Origin of the sequence: Acinetobacter sp. LUNF3, assembly GCF_022699605.1 — a bacterium.
Classification (GTDB): Bacteria; Pseudomonadota; Gammaproteobacteria; order Pseudomonadales; family Moraxellaceae; genus Acinetobacter; species Acinetobacter johnsonii.
Genome location: NZ_CP093968.1, coordinates 1,726,248 through 1,744,503 on the forward strand (window position 1 = coordinate 1,726,248; position 18,256 = coordinate 1,744,503).

The following is an 18,256-nucleotide window of genomic DNA, read 5'->3' on the forward strand; positions in this document are numbered from 1 at the left end:
TTTTAGGCTACCCCACCATTAGCGGGGAAAGTTCAGGAGGCGGATGTTGCCCCAGTAAATCAGGAGCTTGATAGGCATTATGCCAAAAAAATTGTGGCGGTTCTTTTATCTCAAGCGCGAGCGGCAATTGATAGTTTTTTTCTTTCGGAATAATCAAATGTGCCATTGAGGGCAAATGATCTTGATGGTCTTCACCCAATTGAAACTGATCATTTACCGTTTGAGTATGGTCATCAACACTGATTTGTTGGTGTGCCTTATCATCAGACACACACAAGGTGGTTTGATGGTGGCCAAAATGAAAACCTTGTTGCGTCACGACTTGAGCTTTTTGTTCTTCATGGACGCAAAAAGCTGCCGCCACGTTCCATAGACTTTGGAACATGAATAAAGCAACTAAGACGCTAATCCACGTGGTAGAACGCATAATGTCGTACTGAAATAAAGTGACGCTATTGTAAAGCCTAGACTAAGTCTAAGGTCAAGTCTTTTTAATGACTATGTTCATGTTGGTGTGGATGGCATTCATCTTCTTCAATCTGCAAAGTCACTTGCGTAATCCCATGCTCATGCCCCAATAACTCCACAGCTTGGTGGTATAAAGCTCTCGGATCTACATCAGGTGCAATCAAATGCGCTGTTAAATGCACATTTTTAGAAGTAATGGCCCAAACTTTAAGCTGATGAATGCTTTGTACACCCTCTAAAGCCAGCAAATCATTGCGTAAAGATTCGATATCAATTTCACTTGGTACACCTTCGAGCAAAATATTGATACTTTGTTTCAGTAGCACCCAAGTTCGAGGTAAAACCCAAAAGCCAATCAACACCGCAATAACGCTATCTAACCACATCCAACCTGTGAAATAAATCACCAGTGCGCCTATGATCACACCCACAGAGCCTAAGGCATCACTGAGCACCTCAAGATAAGCCCCTTTCACATTTAAGCTGTCTTGGCTGCTCGACACCAAAATTTTCATTGAAATCAGATTGATGATTAAACCCAAAGCCGCAACAATCAGCATGCCCAAGCTTTGAATTTCAGGTGGCTGACTAAAACGCTGATAGGCTTCATATAAAATGTAAATCGCCACCACAAACAACATCATGGCATTAAACAAAGCTGCCAAGATTTCAAACCGTTGATAGCCAAAAGTACGTTTATCATCGGCAGGCTTTTGCCCAATTTTGATGGCTGCTAAAGCAATGGCTAAAGCAGCGGCATCGGTAAACATATGCGCTGCATCGGACAGTAAGGCCAAACTTTGTGTGATAAATCCTGCAACCACTTCCACAATTAAGAAGGTAAACGTCAAGGCAAGTGCAATGGTTAATTTCTTGGCATTTTTTGCAGTCACTTCAACATGACTGTGATCATGGTTATGAGAACCACTCATGTAGGACTCCTTATCATTTTATTTAACGGAATGCTTCACCATTGAAATCGAAGCTTTTTTTAATTTAAAAATTACTCGATTTAGCATACTCGGTTAAAACGATAAAATCATCTTTCATGTGAATACGTCTTTATTTGCGGCGTTTTTTTCCTGTCAAAAAGTTCATGGCCTGTGTATAGCCTGTTGGTGTAATACGCTGTACCAGATCGATAATTTTGGCATCTGTTCCAATTAATACACGGCGCTCATCTTTTTTCACAGCCTTTAAAATGGCCTGTGCTGCTACATCTGGCGGGGTTTTAAGCATTTTATTGAAAGAATGGCTGGCACGCTCTGGGTTCATACCCAGCGTACGAATACTGTCACTCATTCGAGCACTATTGGCGATATTGGTACGTATACCACCGGGATGAACACAAGTTGCACTAACGCCACAGTTTTGCAAATCTAACTCTTGACGTAGTGCTTCGGTAAAACCACGGACAGCAAACTTTGTCGCATTATAGGCACTCTGAGTAGGCTGAGCAGTGAGTCCAAATAAACTTGAAATATTAACAATATGCCCAGAGCCACTTTGTTTTAAGTAGGGTAAAAAAGCTTTGGTTCCATACACCACTCCCCAAAAGTTGATGTTGAAAATCCACTCGGCATCTTCATAGCTTAAGCCTTCAACAGTACTCGCTAACGCGACCCCTGCATTATTAAAAACTAAATTGACCTGTCCGAAATCCTGCTCACACTGCTTTGCCCAGTCCTCTACTGCCTTACGGTCTGAAACATCTAGTTTTGTGAGCGTGACTGAAACAGGATAATCTTTGACGTGGTTTAAGGTTTCCGCCAAACCTTGTTCATTGACATCACTGAGTGCCAAATGTGTACCTTGTTTAGCCAGTTGAATCGCCAACTGCTGCCCAATGCCTGAACCTGCGCCTGTGATCGCAGCCACTTTATTTTCAAAACTTTTCATAATGCTCTCTAAAATATAGTGTTCTAAATATCGTTTTACACTTAAACGTCATGCTGAAGGTTCAAGTACTCTAATTCTACGCAGCCAAGGTGCTATTTTAGTTAATGTACAAAAATTACAGTCATGAATGAAATGATCATTTCTAATGATTCAATATGTATAAAATTCATGAGTGGTATTTTAAATATAAGATCATTTTCTATTGGGTTTTTGTTCTTAAGTGATAGGACTCTAAAAACTGAAATCAAGTTACTGATATCTACATACTGTCCCGACAGGATTTAAAATATAACAGTCCTTAGCAATTCTGCTTCATCTGTTATATTTTTTTAATCTTGTTTTTGTACCTGTTTCATCAGTCCTTTGCTTTGCATAATGTACTCATCACCTCAGTTGAGTGCAGTAACCATGAAAGATCTAGACTCAAAAAAACCAGCAAAATATGCAGATAGTTCAATTTCAGATAAAGCTTTTAAAAACATGATTATCTGGTTTGCGATTTACTGTGGGCTTTTTTGCATAGGTGTGATTTTCTTTGTCGGTGCAGATCAAAACTACCTTCTTCAGTAAGAATCTGAAGCTTGTTACACTGATATAAACATCTAAATTTTGGCCTCAGAATTGAATTTTACGAGAAGTATAGACTTTGGAGATTAGACCTAGACATGGGTTTAATCTCTATTTTTTGAGTTGAAGACTAGTAAAACGGCAGTTACATTACATTTTGGATGGTTAATGTCATTACAAATGAATGACGTGGGCTGTGTAAAGATCAGACTTTAAGCCCAAATCACTAAAAATGCTGCAATCACTACCAATACAATACCGAGATGTTCAGCACGTGCCAGCTTTTCTTTAAAGAAGTAGGCTGAAATCAACATACTAAAAATAATCTCAACCTGCCCCAAAGTTTTTACAATGGGCACTGACTGCATACTCATGGCACTAAACCAACCCAGTGACGCCAAAAAACTACATAAGCTGACACGAAATGTAAGTCCAATACGCTGCCACATGGCCCATAATGTTGCACGGCGAAATATACCCAAATACATTAAAAGTAAACAGCACTGTGTCCCAATCACCATTAAGAGCACCCAAGCTGCACGGTGAATAAACGGTAAATTATCTAGTTCTAAACTGGCCTCACGTACCAAGAGCGAGGTAATGGCAAAACATAAACCACTACCGATACCTATACACAAGGTTTGCACCGAAAAATCAGAAAAGTCCCGCCCTTTGGACATTAAAAAAACTGCGAAGCCTCCGACAGCAACCCCAAACCAGCCTAAAAGGCTTAAATGATCGGATAAAAAGAGCACGGCAATAATCGCGGCAAGTACTGCTTCACTTTTAGCAAGACCCACTCCAATTGCATAATTTTTTTGCTTAAAAAGCTGAACCATCAATGCTGTTGCTGCAATTTGGCTCAACGCCGCAATAAGCACATAGATAGCAAAACGGAGATTGAAATGGACGGACTCTGTCACAGGTTTGAAATGGTAAAGGCAACTGATGTAAATCAGTGCTAAAGGTAAAGCAAAGATGAACCGCGCTAGAGTCACTCCATAAACATCTACAGTAGTACTGAGTTGCTTTTGAAAAGCGTTGCGCCAAGCCTGCATGAAAGCGGCCATAAGCGTAAAAAGAATCCATGTTATTGTCATCAAGTACTCTATATACAGTTACTTACCTCACATAATGTAACCCGTTGATGGCAGCACATGTGCTTTATTTTCATGACTTATTCTTATGTGACAAATAACTTAAGTTCTGACGAAACTTCGACTATTGCATGACTTTCGCAACATTTCCTCAAAACTGAGTATCGAGCAAAACATAAAAAGCCGAAGGGGTTATCCTTCGGCTTCTATGTGAAATTTCACTTCGATCTATACATATCAAAGTGAAAACGGGTTATCACTTAAAGTATTAGAAGTTATAAATCGCAACCAAGTTCACACGGTTGTCTTCACCTTTTTTACTACCATTTGCCGCAGGTGCAAACGCTTCACGCTCACCGTAGACATACTCTACGCCAAGGCTAACAGGCTGAACTGGGCTATAGAATAAATTACCCCATGCCTGCCATAAGTTTTTATTGATTTTGGTATCATCAGCTACAGCATCAAGGTAGTCCTGATTTTTATCAAAAGTCATATAACCATAAGCCAAAGTACCACGTAATTTGTCATTAAACTTCTGTGTTAAACCGACAGTAATTGAGTAAAACTCACTTTGTTCAATACTTGTGCCTGTTGCAACTACGCCAGGGTTAGTAAAGGATACAAAGCTGCTATCGCCTTTAACATGGTAGTAGTCGGCTTTCACAGAAGTCACAGGGGTGATGTCAAATTTGGCACCAACACCTACGCCATACGCCCACTCTTCTTGATTTTGAATGCGTTTTTCATGCGCCATTGCACGCCCACTGACTGAAAGTGCATCATTAAACTTATGATTCAGTCGTCCTGTAAATGCTGGCATACGTTGGCTCATGCTGGCATCTTTCGGGTCTTCCACTGCCGCGACTAAGTTAGTATTTGGCGTAAATTTATGGGTATAACGCACTTGAGGTGTACGTTTAATTGAAGCACCCACATAAGCCAAAGCATCAATCGTTTCAGGGATGTAGTCTGGAGTCGCAAAGTTTGACCACGTTTGACCAATTAACCAGTTACCATAGTTTAAATACGCATGACGAATACGTAAATTATCAAGGTTTGCGCCGCCTAAAAAGTCGACCTCAATTTTGGCATTTAAGTTCTGATCGGCGACTGGCGCTTTAAAGTCCAAACCTAATCGCGTTGCTGAAAGGGTTGATCTTAAGCGATCGCTATTTTCAGCATTTCCTTCTAAAGGCACGCTATTGATTTGGTTATAGGGCATATCACGAGAGCCACCTTCGGCCTGATACGATGCGTCCGCGCGAACATTACCGTATAAGTTGAACTCTGCCCCACCTTTGGTCAAACCTAAACCCGTTTTTTCAACCGTTTTTGGCGTCGTCAACACTTGACGTTCAACAGCGCTCAATTGAACAGCTTGCTGCTGTTGTTGCTGAGTATTCTGTTGAAGCATTTGTTTTAACGCATTAATTTCATTTCTAAGTTGCTCAATCTCTGTCGTCGTATTGCTTTGTGCATGTAATGCTGCACTGCTTAACATCGATAAAGTGACAACTAAAACGTTCTTCTTAAATTGTTTCATTTAACACGGGTCCTGTGTATTTAAGTCTGTCCTGACTTTTACTCTTTAATATTTAGCTCTATTTTTCATCGCTGTTTTCTAACGCAATGCATTTCTTTTAATACTTTAAAATGAAACTTTTTATTGCATTAAAAATCGCGTTAAAAAACAACTTATAAAAAGCAAATTGATTTTAACAGTTCATACAGTTTTTGAAATGAGCCTACTACTAATGCACTAGACTCATGGGTTCGGTATTCTTTAATTGGCTGTGGATTTAACTGCATCAAACACTTGTTTTGATTTGGTTTTTTCACCATCTACAGATACTTTTAAGTTGACCATAAACACGGCCAAAGCCGCAATCACCCCAGGTATCGCAATCACGAGAAAATTCATTTGATGTGGCAACTCAAAAGTTAACAATGCACCTGTCAGTACAGGTCCAACAATTGCGCCAATGCGTCCTATGCCTGAAGCCCAGCCCATACCTGTAGAGCGCACAGCAGTTGGATAGAACTGTGCGACAAAGGTATACAGTAGAATTTGTGAACCAATGGTTGCTGCGCCTGCAATCGCAATTAAACCGTACAGCACCATTTGTGGACTGTTGAAACCAAGTAGAATCAGCGCAATAGCACCCAAGGTGAACATGGTTGTCAAAACTGGTTTTAAGTGGAAACGGTCTGCGAGCGCACCACCGCCAATCGCTCCAACCATACCGCCAATATTTAAAGCAAATAAGAAAATCATACTTGCACCAAGCGAATAACCTGCTTGAATCATTAGTTTTGGTAACCAGCTTCCAAGCGCATAGACCATGAGTAAGCACATAAAGAATGCCACCCAAAACATCATGGTGCTAAAGGTACGGCCTTGTTGGAATAATGCTTTTAATGGAGCATCATCACCTGCAACAGGTTCGCTGAGCTTAAATGTCGTTTCAGGCTGAATCGCTTGCTCAGGTGCAATTTTTTGCACAATTTCACGGACTTTTTCAGTTTCGCCTTTTTTAGTCAGGAACATTAAAGACTCAGGTAAAAACTTCCAAAGAATCGGTAAAGCCAAAAATGGAATGATGGCGATATAGAACATGATTTTCCAACCATAGTCTGTTACTAACCATGCACCCAGTAAAGCTGAGGTCATGCCACCAATAGCATAACCACTGAACATAACCGCCACGAGTGTGCTACGAATACGCTTCGGAGCATATTCAGTCATGAGTGCGACCACGTTTGGCATCACCCCACCAATGCCAAGTCCCGCAAGAAAACGTAAAATCCCAAACTCGATAGGATTGCTTGCAAATGCGCCTAGAAAGGTGAAGCCACTAAAAATAGCCACACAAATCATAATGGTCTTTTTACGGCCCAATTTGTCAGACAATGTACCAAAACTCATCGCACCGAACATCATGCCAAACAAGGCTGTACTCGCAAGTAAGCCAGCTTGTACTGCACTGAGTCCCCACTCTTGCATCAAAAGTGGCAACGCCACGCCATAGATGACTAAATCATAACCGTCAAAAATAATAATCAGTAGACACCAAATGAGTACACTCCAATGAAAGGGCGTAAATTTGGCTTCATCGACCACCGTGTTGATGTTAACTGGATTTGTATTCACTTTAAGCCTCCTGCTTGCGAATGTTTGTTGCTGTGCACATTGCCGCAAAAGTAGCTTTCTTGTCCAAAACCGAATAACTCTATATTTATACCTTTAAGGTCGGTTAAGGTTTTTATTGTTTTAAATAAATAGCTTATATAAGCCATGATTGCAGTGAGAGACAGAAAATAAGCAAAACCAAGCGAAAATGACTATAAAAAAAGCCATCCCCAAGGATGGCTAAAATGGCTCGTTTTAAAATGTAGACGTTAAAAGTATCGTGAAATTTAAACCCCAAAGTTTAGATAAATGCACGGTCATATTTGATCGCTTCAAGGTCATAGACCTGATAAATACAATCAAATAATGAACGAATGTCCTCACTTTCATCCATGGAACGAATGGCGAGAAAAATGGGGCTAGTCGCTGCATCATCTAAGATTGGAATATAGTTCAAATGCGGCAGTTGAATGGTTCGTGCACTTTCAGGAACCACACAAATTCCTTCTCCAGCGGCAACTAACCCCAGTGCCAATTGTATTTCACGGACTTCTTTTAAGTGTTTAGGTTCCAGTCCATATTCTGAAAACAGCCCTTGGACTTGAGTAGAAAAGTTTGGCTTGGGGTGACTTGGATAAAGAAATAAGTTCTGATCGACCAAGTCCGACAGGTACACACCTTGTTTTTGCACCGTCAAAGGATGACTCGAATGTGCCGCCAACATCAACGGCTCTTCACGCAGTAAAATCCGACGCACAGCAGGATCGGAAATGCGTAAACGTCCAAAACCAACATCAATCCGTCCTTCTTTTAAGGCTTGAATTTGGTCTTTGGTACTCATTTCGATCAATTCGATTTTTAAATGTGGCTGCTGTTGGCGAAATAAATACACAATTTTAGGCAATAAACCATATAACAATGAACCTACAAAGCCCATAGTCACCGTTTTTTCAACCAAGCCTACACGTTGTGTCATGGCTTTGACTTCTTCGGCATTAGACAAAAGTTTAACAGCGTGTTGATAGAAGAATTGTCCTGCTTCCGTGGTCTTGAGTGGACGGCTACCACGTTCAAATAATTGCACCCCCAATTCAGCCTCCAGATTTTGTATCTGGCGGCTTAAAGGAGGCTGTGCAATGAATAATTTTTCAGCAGCTTTGGTAAAACTCTGCTCTTCTACAACAGCTACATAGTAGCGGAGGTGTCTCAATTCCATGACTATTTATACCTTTAAGATATATTAAAATGCTAATTTGATCTTCGACAGTTCATATTTATTCTTTTAAGGTATATCAAATCAGGTACACAACGCAAGGCTGCGCAGAGTTAAGATGTATAAATCTATAGAAACCTTACTCGTCGAAATCCCCACTATTCGCCCACACAAAATGGCGGTAGCGACTATGCAAACGCAAACGCTTGTCTTGGTGAAAATCAGCACTGAAGATGGCTTTGTCGGTTGGGGTGAAGCGACAACAATTGGCGGACTGGGCTACGGTGAAGAAAGCCCAGAAAGCATTAAGACCAATATTGAAACTTATTTTGCACCTTTATTGAAGTCCCTTAAAGCTCAAAACATCGCACAAACCATGCGTGCTTTGAAAAAGAATATTAATGGTAACCGTTTTGCCAAATGTGCAATTCAAACAGCTCTACTCGACATTCAAGCGCAACGTTTAGATTTACCCCTTTCTGAAGTGTTAGGCGGCCGCTTACGTGACAGTTTACCTGTACTTTGGGTGTTGGCTTCTGGTGACACTGAAAAAGATATTGCTGAAGGGCGAAAAATGATTGAGGCAAGACGCCACAATATTTTCAAACTTAAAATCGGTTCACGCCGTGTAGAAGAAGATGTTGAGCATGTTCTTGCGATTAAACAAGCACTGGGTTCAGACATTTCCATCCGTGTCGATGTGAACCGTGCATGGTCTGAGCTAGATGCGATTAAGGGTATTCAACTTTTACAAAATGGTGGTGTTGACCTGATTGAGCAGCCGTGTGCGATTGACAACATTGATGCGATGCAGCGTTTAACACGACGTTTTGATCTTGCCATCATGGCGGATGAATCGCTCATGGGACCAAGCTCAGCCTACCGTTTAGCCAAAACCAATGCGGCCTCTGTTTTTGCAGTCAAAGTGGCTCAGTCTGGTGGACTAATTGAAGGTCATGAAGTCGCGAAGATTGCCAACTTAGCCGGTATAGATTTGTATGGTGGAACCATGCTTGAAGGTGCCGTCGGCACGATTGCTTCGGCACATTTGTTCTCGACCTTTGAAAATTTAGCCTATGGCACCGAGCTATTCGGCCCACTGCTGTTAACCCAAGATATTTTAAAAACCCCACTTCAATACACTGACTTCGCCTTGCACTTACCTCAAGGCAAAGGACTCGGTATTGAACTGGATGAAAACAAGATTGATCAGCTACGCCGCGCTTAAGCGACGTCTTAACCGTTTAGGAGTTACACATGCTTTTTCACGTACGTATGGATGTAAACATTCCACTGGATATGCCTGCTGAAACTGCCAGTGAAATTAAAGCAGTCGAAAAAGCATATTCGCAAGAGCTACAAGCTCAAGGCAAATGGCGACATATTTGGCGTATTACAGGTCAGTACTCAAACATCAGCATTTTTGATGTAGACAGCAATGAAGAGCTACACAACCTTTTGCAAGGTTTACCTCTGTACCCGTATATGAATATTGAAGTGATGCCTTTAAACCGACATCCCTCTTCTATTCGCGAAGATGATCGTTAATTGAAAAAAGATTTTATGCAATTTAATCACTGGAACCTAATGAATGATCTAGTGAAAGAAATTAACAAGGAACGTGGCAGCTAAGCTTTTCAACCTATTCATAAAGCTAGCCACCACACAGCAAACATACTTAAGGAGCAATAGTATGAATCGTCAACAGATTGATGCATTAGTCAAAACAATGAATGTGGATACAGCAACAGGTTCTGTAGACGCACGTACTCAACAAATTGTGGTTCGCCTATTGGGTGACTTATTCCAAGCGATTGAAGACTTAGATTTGAGCCAAACTGAAGTTTGGAAAGGTCTTGAATACTTTACGGATGCAGGCCAAGCCAACGAACTCGGTTTACTTGCGGCTGGTCTTGGTCTTGAACACTACCTCGACTTACGTGCAGACGAAGCCGATGCCAAAGCAGGGATTTACGTGAAAAACTCGAAAGTATTCACGTACCTTTACTTGTTATTGCTGGGCGTAAAGACCCCGTAACAACAGTCTCAGATGCACAGTACATGGTGAATCACATCCGAAGTAGTGCCCTATTTGAAATCGATGCCTCTCATATTTCAAATATCGAACAGCCCAAAGCCTTCAATCAGGCCATTTTAGACTTTATTGCTTAATGCTCTAGATCTGAACGCAAAACAGCACAACAGGGGCTGTTTTTTTATCTATTTAAATAAAGAGGTAAGAAGGCATCAAACGAATCATTAAAAACATGCTGGCTTTGGTTCATTCTATTTTTCCTCTTAAAATCATCAAAACTTAAAAAGTTGTATATAAAACAAACTGAAATTATTATGATTGCAAAATTATCTCTTCCAAATTTCACTTATTGCCAATCCTAAAGTCACCAGATCCCATCATGTAAAGCCAAATCTACCCAGTTAAAATGAGCAAAATAGCCAATTCTTTTCTTTTATAAAATCTTCTCTCACAGCAAAAGCCCTGACGCAATAGGAGGATATTTTTTCAATACATTCTGCTAATCAGCAATTTTTCTACAGTCTTTTGTTTATTTAACGGCAAAATTTCTCAACCAAGAGGATGCTGAAAAACACCGTTACAAACCTGAATTTTCCTCTTACTGGTTCAAGTTTTTCAGTTTTTATCTAAAAGATCATGGCATCAGCTAGATAGACGTTAACAACAGACAAAATCGTGCATCTACACTCTAATGTAACAAGTTAATGTTTTAATTGATGAAAGTGATATTTTTCCAGTTCAATGTTGATCCAATAAAGCTTAGAAGCTGAATTGATCATGCTCGTCAAGCCAGCCAAAAGAGTTAGAATAAATTGATCAGATCATCTCCAGATACAAACCATATCAGACATCAGTTTTATTTTGATATACAGTTTAGCCATATAAAAATTGATCTAGATCTGATGCAGAGTGAGCTACCGACTCAGAAGGCTGAGTTGCCCTCGTTTCAAGACTTGAGTTGTACCTGTGGCACAAAACGAAAACAAATCTGCTGCTTTTGGTCAATTTGGCTTACAATGTAAAAAAGAGTAATAATCCAAAAATTTGTAATCTTTTAACATTGCCAATTACTTGCAAAATTTACATTATATTGCCGAAGTTTGGCACTAAGCATCTACGTCAATTCAAACAAACTATAAAAAAAATGTAGAACTTTATGCCATAATACGCAAACTTTGCAGCCATCTTGCAAAGATTTATTGCAACTTATAATTGGAGCAAGATAAATGAGTTCGACCATTTTGGTTATTCATGGACCGAATCTAAATTTGCTAGGAATGCGTGAACCAGAGGTCTATGGCTCTCTAACGCTGAAAGACATCAACCTACAACTCATTGCACAAGCTGAAAATGCTTCAATTTCTCTCGACACTTTCCAAAGCAATTGGGAAGGTGCCATTGTCGACCGTATTCATCAAGCTCAAGCGGATGGCGTTCAATTTATTATTATTAACCCTGCTGCACTCACGCATACCTCTGTTGCTCTACGTGATGCTTTGCTTGGTGTAGCCATCCCATTTATTGAAGTTCATTTATCAAATGTTCATGCGCGCGAAACATTTAGACATCATTCATATTTATCAGATAAAGCCGTTGGCGTTATTTGTGGCTTAGGTGCTCAAGGTTATAGCGCTGCGCTCAATTACGCTCTCAATAAAATTCAACCCTCTACGCAATCATAATTAGGAATACTGTCACATGGATATTCGTAAAATCAAGAAACTCATCGACCTGATGATTGAATCTGACTTACAAGCGATTGAAGTTAAAGAAGGCGATCAATCGATTGCATTGACTCGTCGTAATCCAGTTGTTGCAGCTGGTGCTCCTGTTGCTATGACAGCTCCTGTTACTCAAGCTCCAGCGGCTAAAGCACCACGTGGTGCTGTAGAAACGTCTCCAATGGTTGGTGTGTTCTACGCGGCTCCGAGCCCAGGTGAAGCGCCATTTGTTAAAGTCGGTCAAACAATCACTGCAGGTGAAACACTTGGTATTATCGAAGCAATGAAAATCATGAACCCGATTGAAGCAACGCAAAGCGGTGTAGTCGAAGAAATTTTAGTGAAAAACGGCGAAGTGATCCAATTCGGTCAACCATTATTCCGCTACCGCGCGTAATAGACGGGGACTTATAATGTTGCAAAAAGTTTTAATTGCAAACCGTGGTGAAATTGCCCTGCGCATCACCCGTGCCTGCAAAACTTTAGGGATTAAGACTGTAGGAATCTATTCAGATGCCGACAAAGACTTAATGCATCTACGTTTTGTAGACGAAGCAGTATGTATTGGACCGGGTGCGAGCAGCGAAAGCTACTTGAACATTCCTGCCATTATTACAGCAGCTGAAATTTCAGGTGCAGATGCCATTCACCCAGGTTATGGCTTCTTATCAGAAAATGCTGAATTTGCTGAAATTGTAGAAAACTCAGGTTTTATTTTTATTGGACCACGCCCTGAACATATTCGTTTGATGGGTAATAAAGTTTCTGCAATTACCGCAATGCGTAAAGCAGGTGTTCCAACCGTACCCGGTTCTGCAAATGCGGTTACACCGCAAAATGCGCTGGCTGAAGCTAAAGAAATTGGTTTTCCATTGATCGTAAAAGCTGCTTCTGGTGGTGGTGGTCGTGGTATGCGTATTGTAGAACGTGTCGACACCCTGCTTGAATCCGTTCAAGCTGCACAGCGTGATGCTGAAATGTGGTTTGGCGATGACACGGTGTATATGGAGCGTTTCCTACAAAAACCTCGTCACGTTGAAGTTCAAGTTCTTGCTGACGGTAATGGCCACGCGATTCACCTGTATGACCGAGACTGCTCTTTACAGCGTCGCCATCAGAAAGTGCTAGAAGAAGCGCCAGCGCCAAATTTACCTGAACAAGCACGTGCTGACATTTTAGAAGCTTGCGTAAATGCTTGTAAATTAATGCAGTACCGCGGTGCAGGTACATTCGAGTTCTTGTTTGAAGATGGTGAATTCTTCTTTATTGAGATGAATACACGTGTTCAAGTTGAACACCCTGTAACTGAAATGGTGACAGGTATCGACATTATTGAGCAACAGCTCCGCATTGCTGGTGGCTTAGGTCTTGAAATTGAACAAGATCAAGTTGAAGTCAAGGGTCATGCGATTGAATGTCGTATCAATGCTGAAGATCCAACGACTTTCTTACCTTCACCGGGTAAAATTGAGAATTTTTATGTGCCAGGTGGTGCAGGTATTCGTCTTGATTCACATATCTATCAAGGCTATAGCATTCCGCCATACTATGACTCGATGATTGCAAAGCTGATTGCACACGGTAAGGATCGTAAAACATCACTTGCTCGCATGCGCCAAGCACTTGATGAAATGATTCTGACCGGTATTAAAACCAATATTCCATTGCATAAAGATTTGATTCTTCAAGATGAAAAATTCTGTGAACAAGCGATGGATATTCACTACCTTGAAAAGCATTTATTAAAGCAAATTGAAGGAAATCAAGATAAATAATTGTCTTGATCCTTAAATAAAAAACCGCGATTCATCGCGGTTTTTTATTTATAAAAGAATTAATTAAGGCAATACACGACGTAGCGTTGCAAAGCATTGTTGTGCTTTATCATTGGCACAAAAATTAATAGTCGATGGACTTTGCCATTTCACAAAATACTGAGACATTTCACCAGTCTGATCTTCTTGTGACCCAGAACAATCCACTTGGTTATTGTCAAATTTGACCTGTAAAATCAAAGCAGGCAGTTGTACATTTTTATCGGTAGATGGCTGGTAATCATAAATTCCCGTGGACCATTCTTCCCCACTTTTAATCACAACATCACTATTACTTTTAAAATTATAGTATTCAACGCATTTACGATTATTTGGAATTTCCATTCCCCATAAGCCCACAATTTCAGGGCGAGTCGTTACACGAATATTATTTTGATTTGATGCTTGAGTATCCTCAGCCTGACTTGGCGTATTTGCCATAAGCACTGATGAAGTTAACATGAATAACATGCCGAGTAATGTTTTTTTCATACAAGCCATAATGTTTTTAAGCGTCTCACTAAATTAGCATATTTTGATTCAAAACATCATTTTATAACCATTTCATAACAATCTATTTTTTGTTATGGGTTGCAATCTCGATTTAACAAAACGATTTATTGTCAGCACTAGATAAATTCTCCTTTCAGAATCGAAAAAAGACCGCTTAAGCAGTCTTTTTTGTATTTCTTGATATTTGAATTTAGGCTACCGGTGCCAGTGTAAACAGCACCTGACCTGTTTTTACCGTTTGCCCTTTTTCAATGGTAATGGTTTCAACCTTCATCCGCTCAGGTGCAATAATGGGAATTTCAATTTTCATGGCTTCAATCACGGCCAAAGTTGCCCCTTCTTCCACAATGTCTCCAGAGGTACATTCAATTTTCCAAATAGAACCCGGCATATGCGACTCTACTGCACAACCACCTTCAGGAATTTGAATTTCACTGTCATCTAACACCGTATCTAGACTTTCAGAAACATGTTCAGCCAAACCTGCCTCATGCCAACGACGGCGTTCATCTTCAAAGTTCGCTTGCTGTACCGCTTTAAAACTTGAAATGGATGCCGCATTTTCAATGAGGAAGTCATTATATTCTTTTAGGTTTAAAATCCCATCTTCTACACGAAGCTTTAAGCGTCCCGCTTTAAAGTCTTCCCGCATTTGCATCAGTTCTGTTTCAGACACTTCGTAAAATTTAATTTGATCAAAGAAGCGCAGTAGCCATGGCTTATCCTGTTCAAAGTCTGGATTTTTGCGGTAACGACTCCACATTTGTGTTGTACGCCCAACAAACTGATAACCGCCTGGGCCTTCCATGCCATAGACACACATATACGCGCCACCAATGCCGACTGCATTTTCAGGCGTCCATGTACGTGCAGGATTATATTTGGTAGTTACTAAACGATGACGTGGGTCCAGCGGCGTTGCCACAGGTGCACCCAAATACACATCTCCCAAACCCATCACCAAATAATTGGTGCTGAATACGATATCCTTCACTGCTTGCTTTGAGTCTAAACCATTGATACGACGAATAAACTCTACATTGTCAGGACACCACGGCGCATCTGGACGGACTGTTTGCATATAACGTTCAGTCGCCAACTGAGTTTGTGAGTCCTCCCAAGCCAAAGGCAAATAGACTGTGCGCGAAGGCACTTCCATTGCTGTCACATCAGGCAATTCACTTTCTGCTTGCTGTAAAAGGCTTAATAAATGTTTTTGATCTAGCACCAATGAATCAAAATGAATTTGCAGCGAACGAATACCCGGTGTTAAGTCTATAATCCCTTCGATACTTTGGTCTTTAACCCATTGCATTAAAGCATGAATACGGAAGCGTAAATTGAGATCTAAAACCAACTCTCCATATTCAACCAACAGATAGCTATTACCTGCAGGACGATAAGTCACATCAGGTCTAGCGTTCTCACCTTTTAATGTCGCTAAAACAGCATCTGATAAGGTCTCCATTTCAGCATGAAAGCTTGGAGAAAATTCTACATTTTCAGTCGTATCTGCGGTTAACGCTGCGCTATATTTTTGATTTAATACTTGTGCTTGATCATAAGAAATTGGGATAAATTTAACTTTATCGCCCGCTTTAAGCTGACCAATTTTCCATAGTTCTGAGCTAACCACCACCGCTGGGCAAACGAAACCGCCCAAGCTTGGACCATCGGGTCCTAAAATAATTGGCATATCTCCAGTGAAGTCAATCGCGCCAATGGCATAAGCATTATCATGAATATTCGAAGGATGCAGCCCTGCCTCACCACCATCGGTACGTGCCCATTCAGGTTTTTCACCGACTAAACGAATGCCTGTACGACTTGAGTTAAAGTGAATTTCAAAGTCTTGCTCAAAGAAGCGCTCAATATCTCGTTTGGTGAAAAAGTCAGGCGCACCATGTGGTCCATACATCACTGCAATGTTCCAAGTCTGGCTAAAGCTTGGCACCTGTGCTGCACTGAGTGCAACAGTTTCTACCGAGCTATAAGCCGTAATGGGCAACATATCTCCTATGAGTAAATTGCGCCCAGCATGACCACCAAACTGACCTAAAGTAAAAGTCGCTTGTGAGCCTAAGTAGGTAGGTACATTGAACCCGCCTTTAATGCCAATATAACTGCGACAACCTGTGGTGATTTTACCTGTTTTAAGAATTTGCCCTTTTTTAACATTAAGGGTCTGCCACATAGCAACGTCGACACCATCCAATGTCGCAAGCATGTCGCCACCCGTAATCACGATTTGGCTATCACAGTGAAACTTTAAAGTTGGGCCTTGTAATGTACATTCGAGCCCTGCGGTATTAAATGGATTCCCCAATAGTTGATTGGCGACATTTAAAGACAAAGGATCAATCGCACCTGATGGTGGCACTCCAACATCCCAGTACCCCAAACGACCATTGACGTCTTGTATTGACGTTTGAATACCAGACTGTAATACCTCAATTTTTTGAGTTTTCCACTCGAATGTATTCAAGAAACGTGTAGTCTGTGTCCCTGCTTTAAACACTTCACAGTCAATAATATTTTGTAAATACTCAAGATTGGTTTCAATTCCTGCCACTGAGGTTTTTGCCAAAGTATCGCTCATGGCCTGAATTGCACTTTCACGGTTTTCGTGAGTCACAATGATTTTGGCAATCATTGGATCATAAAAAGAAGACACGTTTGAACCCGTTTCTACCCATGTTTCATTGCGTGCTTGTGGGTCAAACTCGACATAGGTCAGTAAGCCAGCACTGGGTTGAAAGTTTTTAATTGGATCTTCAGCATATAAACGGACTTGGATCGAATGGCCTTTAGGTGCAAGCATCTCTGTTGGCGCAGTCCAGTCACCACTACCTAAAGTGACCATCCATTCCACAAGGTCTACAGCAAATACTTGCTCGGTCACGCCATGTTCAACTTGCAACCGTGTATTCACCTCTAAGAAATAGAAATTCTGAGTGTCAGTATCCATCACAAATTCAACCGTACCTGCCGAGCGGTAATTCACCGACTGCATCAGTTGAATCGCAACACCTTGAATATAAGCACGTTGTTCATCATTTAAATGCGGTGCTGGGGTCTCCTCGATTACTTTCTGGTTACGACGCTGTACTGAACAGTCCCGCTCTCCCAAAGCCAAAACCAAACCTTGGCCATCACCAAAAATTTGGACTTCAATATGACGCGCATGTTCCACAAACTTTTCTAAATACAAGCCTGCATCTTTAAAGTTCGCTTGTGCCAAATAAGATACCGTTGCATAAGCATCTTTAAGCTCTGCTTCATTCCACACCAAACGCATACCAATACCACCACCACCTGCGGTACTTTTCAGCATCAAGGGATAACCGATACGCTTTGCTTCGATCAGTGCTTCCGCTTCGTCTGCTAAAAGTTGGCTCCCCGGTAACAATGGCACGTTCGCCTGAGTGGCAAGTTCACGCGCAGTATGCTTTAAGCCAAAACTACGCATTTGCGCAGAATTCGGCCCTAGAAACACAATGCCCCGTGACTCACACAAATCACAAAATTCAGCATTTTCAGACAAGAAGCCATAGCCCGGATGAATGGCTTCAGCACCTGCTTCATTCGCGGCCTGTAAAATTTTTTCAATATTTAAATAACTTTGACTGGCTGGGCTATCACCAATAAATACCGCTTCATCAGCCAAAGTCACATGTAAGGAATCACGATCTGCTTCTGAATACACCGCAACAGACTGAATGCCTAACTTCTTTAATGTACGAATTACTCGGCAGGCAATTGCACCACGGTTGGCAATGAGAACTTTTTTAAACAT

Annotated in this window: 16 protein-coding genes and 1 pseudogene; 8 read left to right on the plus strand and 9 right to left on the minus strand. The window is 41.0% G+C overall.

Annotated features, from left to right (window positions below):
• Positions 1–7 precede the first annotated feature (7 nt).
• From MN200_RS08455 to MN200_RS08465, 3 genes are all read right to left on the minus strand, one after another.
• Positions 8–427: a cation efflux protein, CzcI-like gene (locus MN200_RS08455; protein ID WP_058869593.1), complete on the minus strand. Its 420-nt coding sequence runs from the start codon at positions 425–427 to the stop codon at positions 8–10.
• A gap of 64 nt (positions 428–491) precedes the next feature.
• Complete coding sequence (locus MN200_RS08460) at positions 492–1,400, minus strand: cation diffusion facilitator family transporter (protein ID WP_058869592.1); 909 nt, start codon at positions 1,398–1,400, stop codon at positions 492–494.
• Between the two features lie 130 nt (positions 1,401–1,530).
• On the minus strand, positions 1,531–2,367 hold the full coding sequence (locus tag MN200_RS08465; RefSeq protein ID WP_058869591.1) for an SDR family NAD(P)-dependent oxidoreductase: 837 nt from the start codon (positions 2,365–2,367) through the stop codon (positions 1,531–1,533).
• A gap of 408 nt (positions 2,368–2,775) precedes the next feature.
• Here MN200_RS08465 and MN200_RS08470 point away from each other — a divergent pair, with 408 nt between their 5' ends.
• Entirely contained in the window at positions 2,776–2,937 is a 162-nt protein-coding gene (locus tag MN200_RS08470; RefSeq protein ID WP_004979714.1) for a hypothetical protein, read from the plus strand.
• A gap of 209 nt (positions 2,938–3,146) precedes the next feature.
• Here MN200_RS08470 and MN200_RS08475 read toward each other — a convergent pair whose 3' ends face one another.
• The 4 genes from MN200_RS08475 to MN200_RS08490 form a co-directional block, all read right to left on the minus strand.
• Positions 3,147–4,034 (minus strand): DMT family transporter, encoded by an 888-nt coding sequence (locus MN200_RS08475; RefSeq protein WP_242759164.1) that lies wholly within the window; start codon positions 4,032–4,034, stop codon positions 3,147–3,149.
• 265 nt (positions 4,035–4,299) lie between these two features.
• Entirely contained in the window at positions 4,300–5,577 is a 1,278-nt protein-coding gene (locus tag MN200_RS08480; RefSeq protein ID WP_029575018.1) for a DcaP family trimeric outer membrane transporter, read from the minus strand.
• A gap of 240 nt (positions 5,578–5,817) precedes the next feature.
• The gene (locus tag MN200_RS08485) at positions 5,818–7,185 is read right to left on the minus strand and encodes an MFS transporter (protein WP_242759167.1); all 1,368 of its coding nucleotides are present in this window, start codon (positions 7,183–7,185) and stop codon (positions 5,818–5,820) included.
• Positions 7,186–7,465: 280 nt separating this feature from the next.
• Positions 7,466–8,380, minus strand: a complete 915-nt coding sequence (locus MN200_RS08490) for a LysR family transcriptional regulator (RefSeq protein ID WP_183176024.1) — start codon at positions 8,378–8,380, stop codon at positions 7,466–7,468.
• 115 nt (positions 8,381–8,495) lie between these two features.
• On the opposite strand from MN200_RS08490, the gene MN200_RS08495 reads away from it, so the two are divergent.
• From MN200_RS08495 to accC, 7 genes and pseudogenes are all read left to right on the plus strand, one after another.
• Positions 8,496–9,605 carry a muconate/chloromuconate family cycloisomerase gene (locus tag MN200_RS08495; RefSeq protein WP_151836562.1) on the plus strand — a complete coding sequence of 370 codons (1,110 nt, stop codon included), beginning with the start codon at positions 8,496–8,498 and terminating at the stop codon, positions 9,603–9,605.
• Between the two features lie 29 nt (positions 9,606–9,634).
• Complete coding sequence (catC, locus tag MN200_RS08500; RefSeq protein ID WP_130235427.1) at positions 9,635–9,925, plus strand: muconolactone Delta-isomerase; 291 nt, start codon at positions 9,635–9,637, stop codon at positions 9,923–9,925.
• A gap of 145 nt (positions 9,926–10,070) precedes the next feature.
• Positions 10,071–10,349, plus strand: a pseudogene (locus MN200_RS08505) (dioxygenase); the annotation flags it as partial.
• A gap of 41 nt (positions 10,350–10,390) precedes the next feature.
• Positions 10,391–10,549, plus strand: a complete 159-nt coding sequence (locus MN200_RS08510; protein ID WP_242760517.1) for an alpha/beta hydrolase — start codon at positions 10,391–10,393, stop codon at positions 10,547–10,549.
• A gap of 1,089 nt (positions 10,550–11,638) precedes the next feature.
• Entirely contained in the window at positions 11,639–12,094 is a 456-nt protein-coding gene (gene aroQ / locus MN200_RS08515; RefSeq protein WP_058869581.1) for a type II 3-dehydroquinate dehydratase, read from the plus strand.
• 16 nt (positions 12,095–12,110) lie between these two features.
• On the plus strand, positions 12,111–12,530 hold the full coding sequence (gene accB / locus MN200_RS08520) for an acetyl-CoA carboxylase biotin carboxyl carrier protein (protein ID WP_004693209.1): 420 nt from the start codon (positions 12,111–12,113) through the stop codon (positions 12,528–12,530).
• 16 nt (positions 12,531–12,546) lie between these two features.
• Positions 12,547–13,908, plus strand: a complete 1,362-nt coding sequence (gene accC / locus MN200_RS08525) for an acetyl-CoA carboxylase biotin carboxylase subunit (protein ID WP_004979754.1) — start codon at positions 12,547–12,549, stop codon at positions 13,906–13,908.
• Between the two features lie 63 nt (positions 13,909–13,971).
• Here accC and MN200_RS08530 read toward each other — a convergent pair whose 3' ends face one another.
• Complete coding sequence (locus MN200_RS08530) at positions 13,972–14,409, minus strand: hypothetical protein (RefSeq protein ID WP_224469288.1); 438 nt, start codon at positions 14,407–14,409, stop codon at positions 13,972–13,974.
• 241 nt (positions 14,410–14,650) lie between these two features.
• Positions 14,651–18,256 (minus strand): urea carboxylase, encoded by a 3,606-nt coding sequence (gene uca / locus MN200_RS08535; protein ID WP_242759170.1) that lies wholly within the window; start codon positions 18,254–18,256, stop codon positions 14,651–14,653.

What these genes read in the sequence shown, in the direction of transcription:
- MN200_RS08455 (WP_058869593.1), bottom strand. Translation starts at nt 427, where the DNA reads ATGCGTTCTACCACGTGGATTAGCGTCTTAGTTGCTTTATTCATGTTC.
- MN200_RS08460 (WP_058869592.1), bottom strand. Translation starts at nt 1,400, where the DNA reads ATGAGTGGTTCTCATAACCATGATCACAGTCATGTTGAAGTGACTGCA.
- MN200_RS08465 (WP_058869591.1), bottom strand. Translation starts at nt 2,367, where the DNA reads ATGAAAAGTTTTGAAAATAAAGTGGCTGCGATCACAGGCGCAGGTTCA.
- MN200_RS08470 (WP_004979714.1), top strand. Translation starts at nt 2,776, where the DNA reads ATGAAAGATCTAGACTCAAAAAAACCAGCAAAATATGCAGATAGTTCA.
- MN200_RS08475 (WP_242759164.1), bottom strand. Translation starts at nt 4,034, where the DNA reads ATGACAATAACATGGATTCTTTTTACGCTTATGGCCGCTTTCATGCAG.
- MN200_RS08480 (WP_029575018.1), bottom strand. Translation starts at nt 5,577, where the DNA reads ATGAAACAATTTAAGAAGAACGTTTTAGTTGTCACTTTATCGATGTTA.
- MN200_RS08490 (WP_183176024.1), bottom strand. Translation starts at nt 8,380, where the DNA reads ATGGAATTGAGACACCTCCGCTACTATGTAGCTGTTGTAGAAGAGCAG.
- MN200_RS08495 (WP_151836562.1), top strand. Translation starts at nt 8,496, where the DNA reads ATGTATAAATCTATAGAAACCTTACTCGTCGAAATCCCCACTATTCGC.
- catC (WP_130235427.1), top strand. Translation starts at nt 9,635, where the DNA reads ATGCTTTTTCACGTACGTATGGATGTAAACATTCCACTGGATATGCCT.
- aroQ (WP_058869581.1), top strand. Translation starts at nt 11,639, where the DNA reads ATGAGTTCGACCATTTTGGTTATTCATGGACCGAATCTAAATTTGCTA.
- accB (WP_004693209.1), top strand. Translation starts at nt 12,111, where the DNA reads ATGGATATTCGTAAAATCAAGAAACTCATCGACCTGATGATTGAATCT.
- accC (WP_004979754.1), top strand. Translation starts at nt 12,547, where the DNA reads ATGTTGCAAAAAGTTTTAATTGCAAACCGTGGTGAAATTGCCCTGCGC.
- MN200_RS08530 (WP_224469288.1), bottom strand. Translation starts at nt 14,409, where the DNA reads ATGTTAACTTCATCAGTGCTTATGGCAAATACGCCAAGTCAGGCTGAG.
- uca (WP_242759170.1), bottom strand. Translation starts at nt 18,256, where the DNA reads ATGTTTAAAAAAGTTCTCATTGCCAACCGTGGTGCAATTGCCTGCCGA.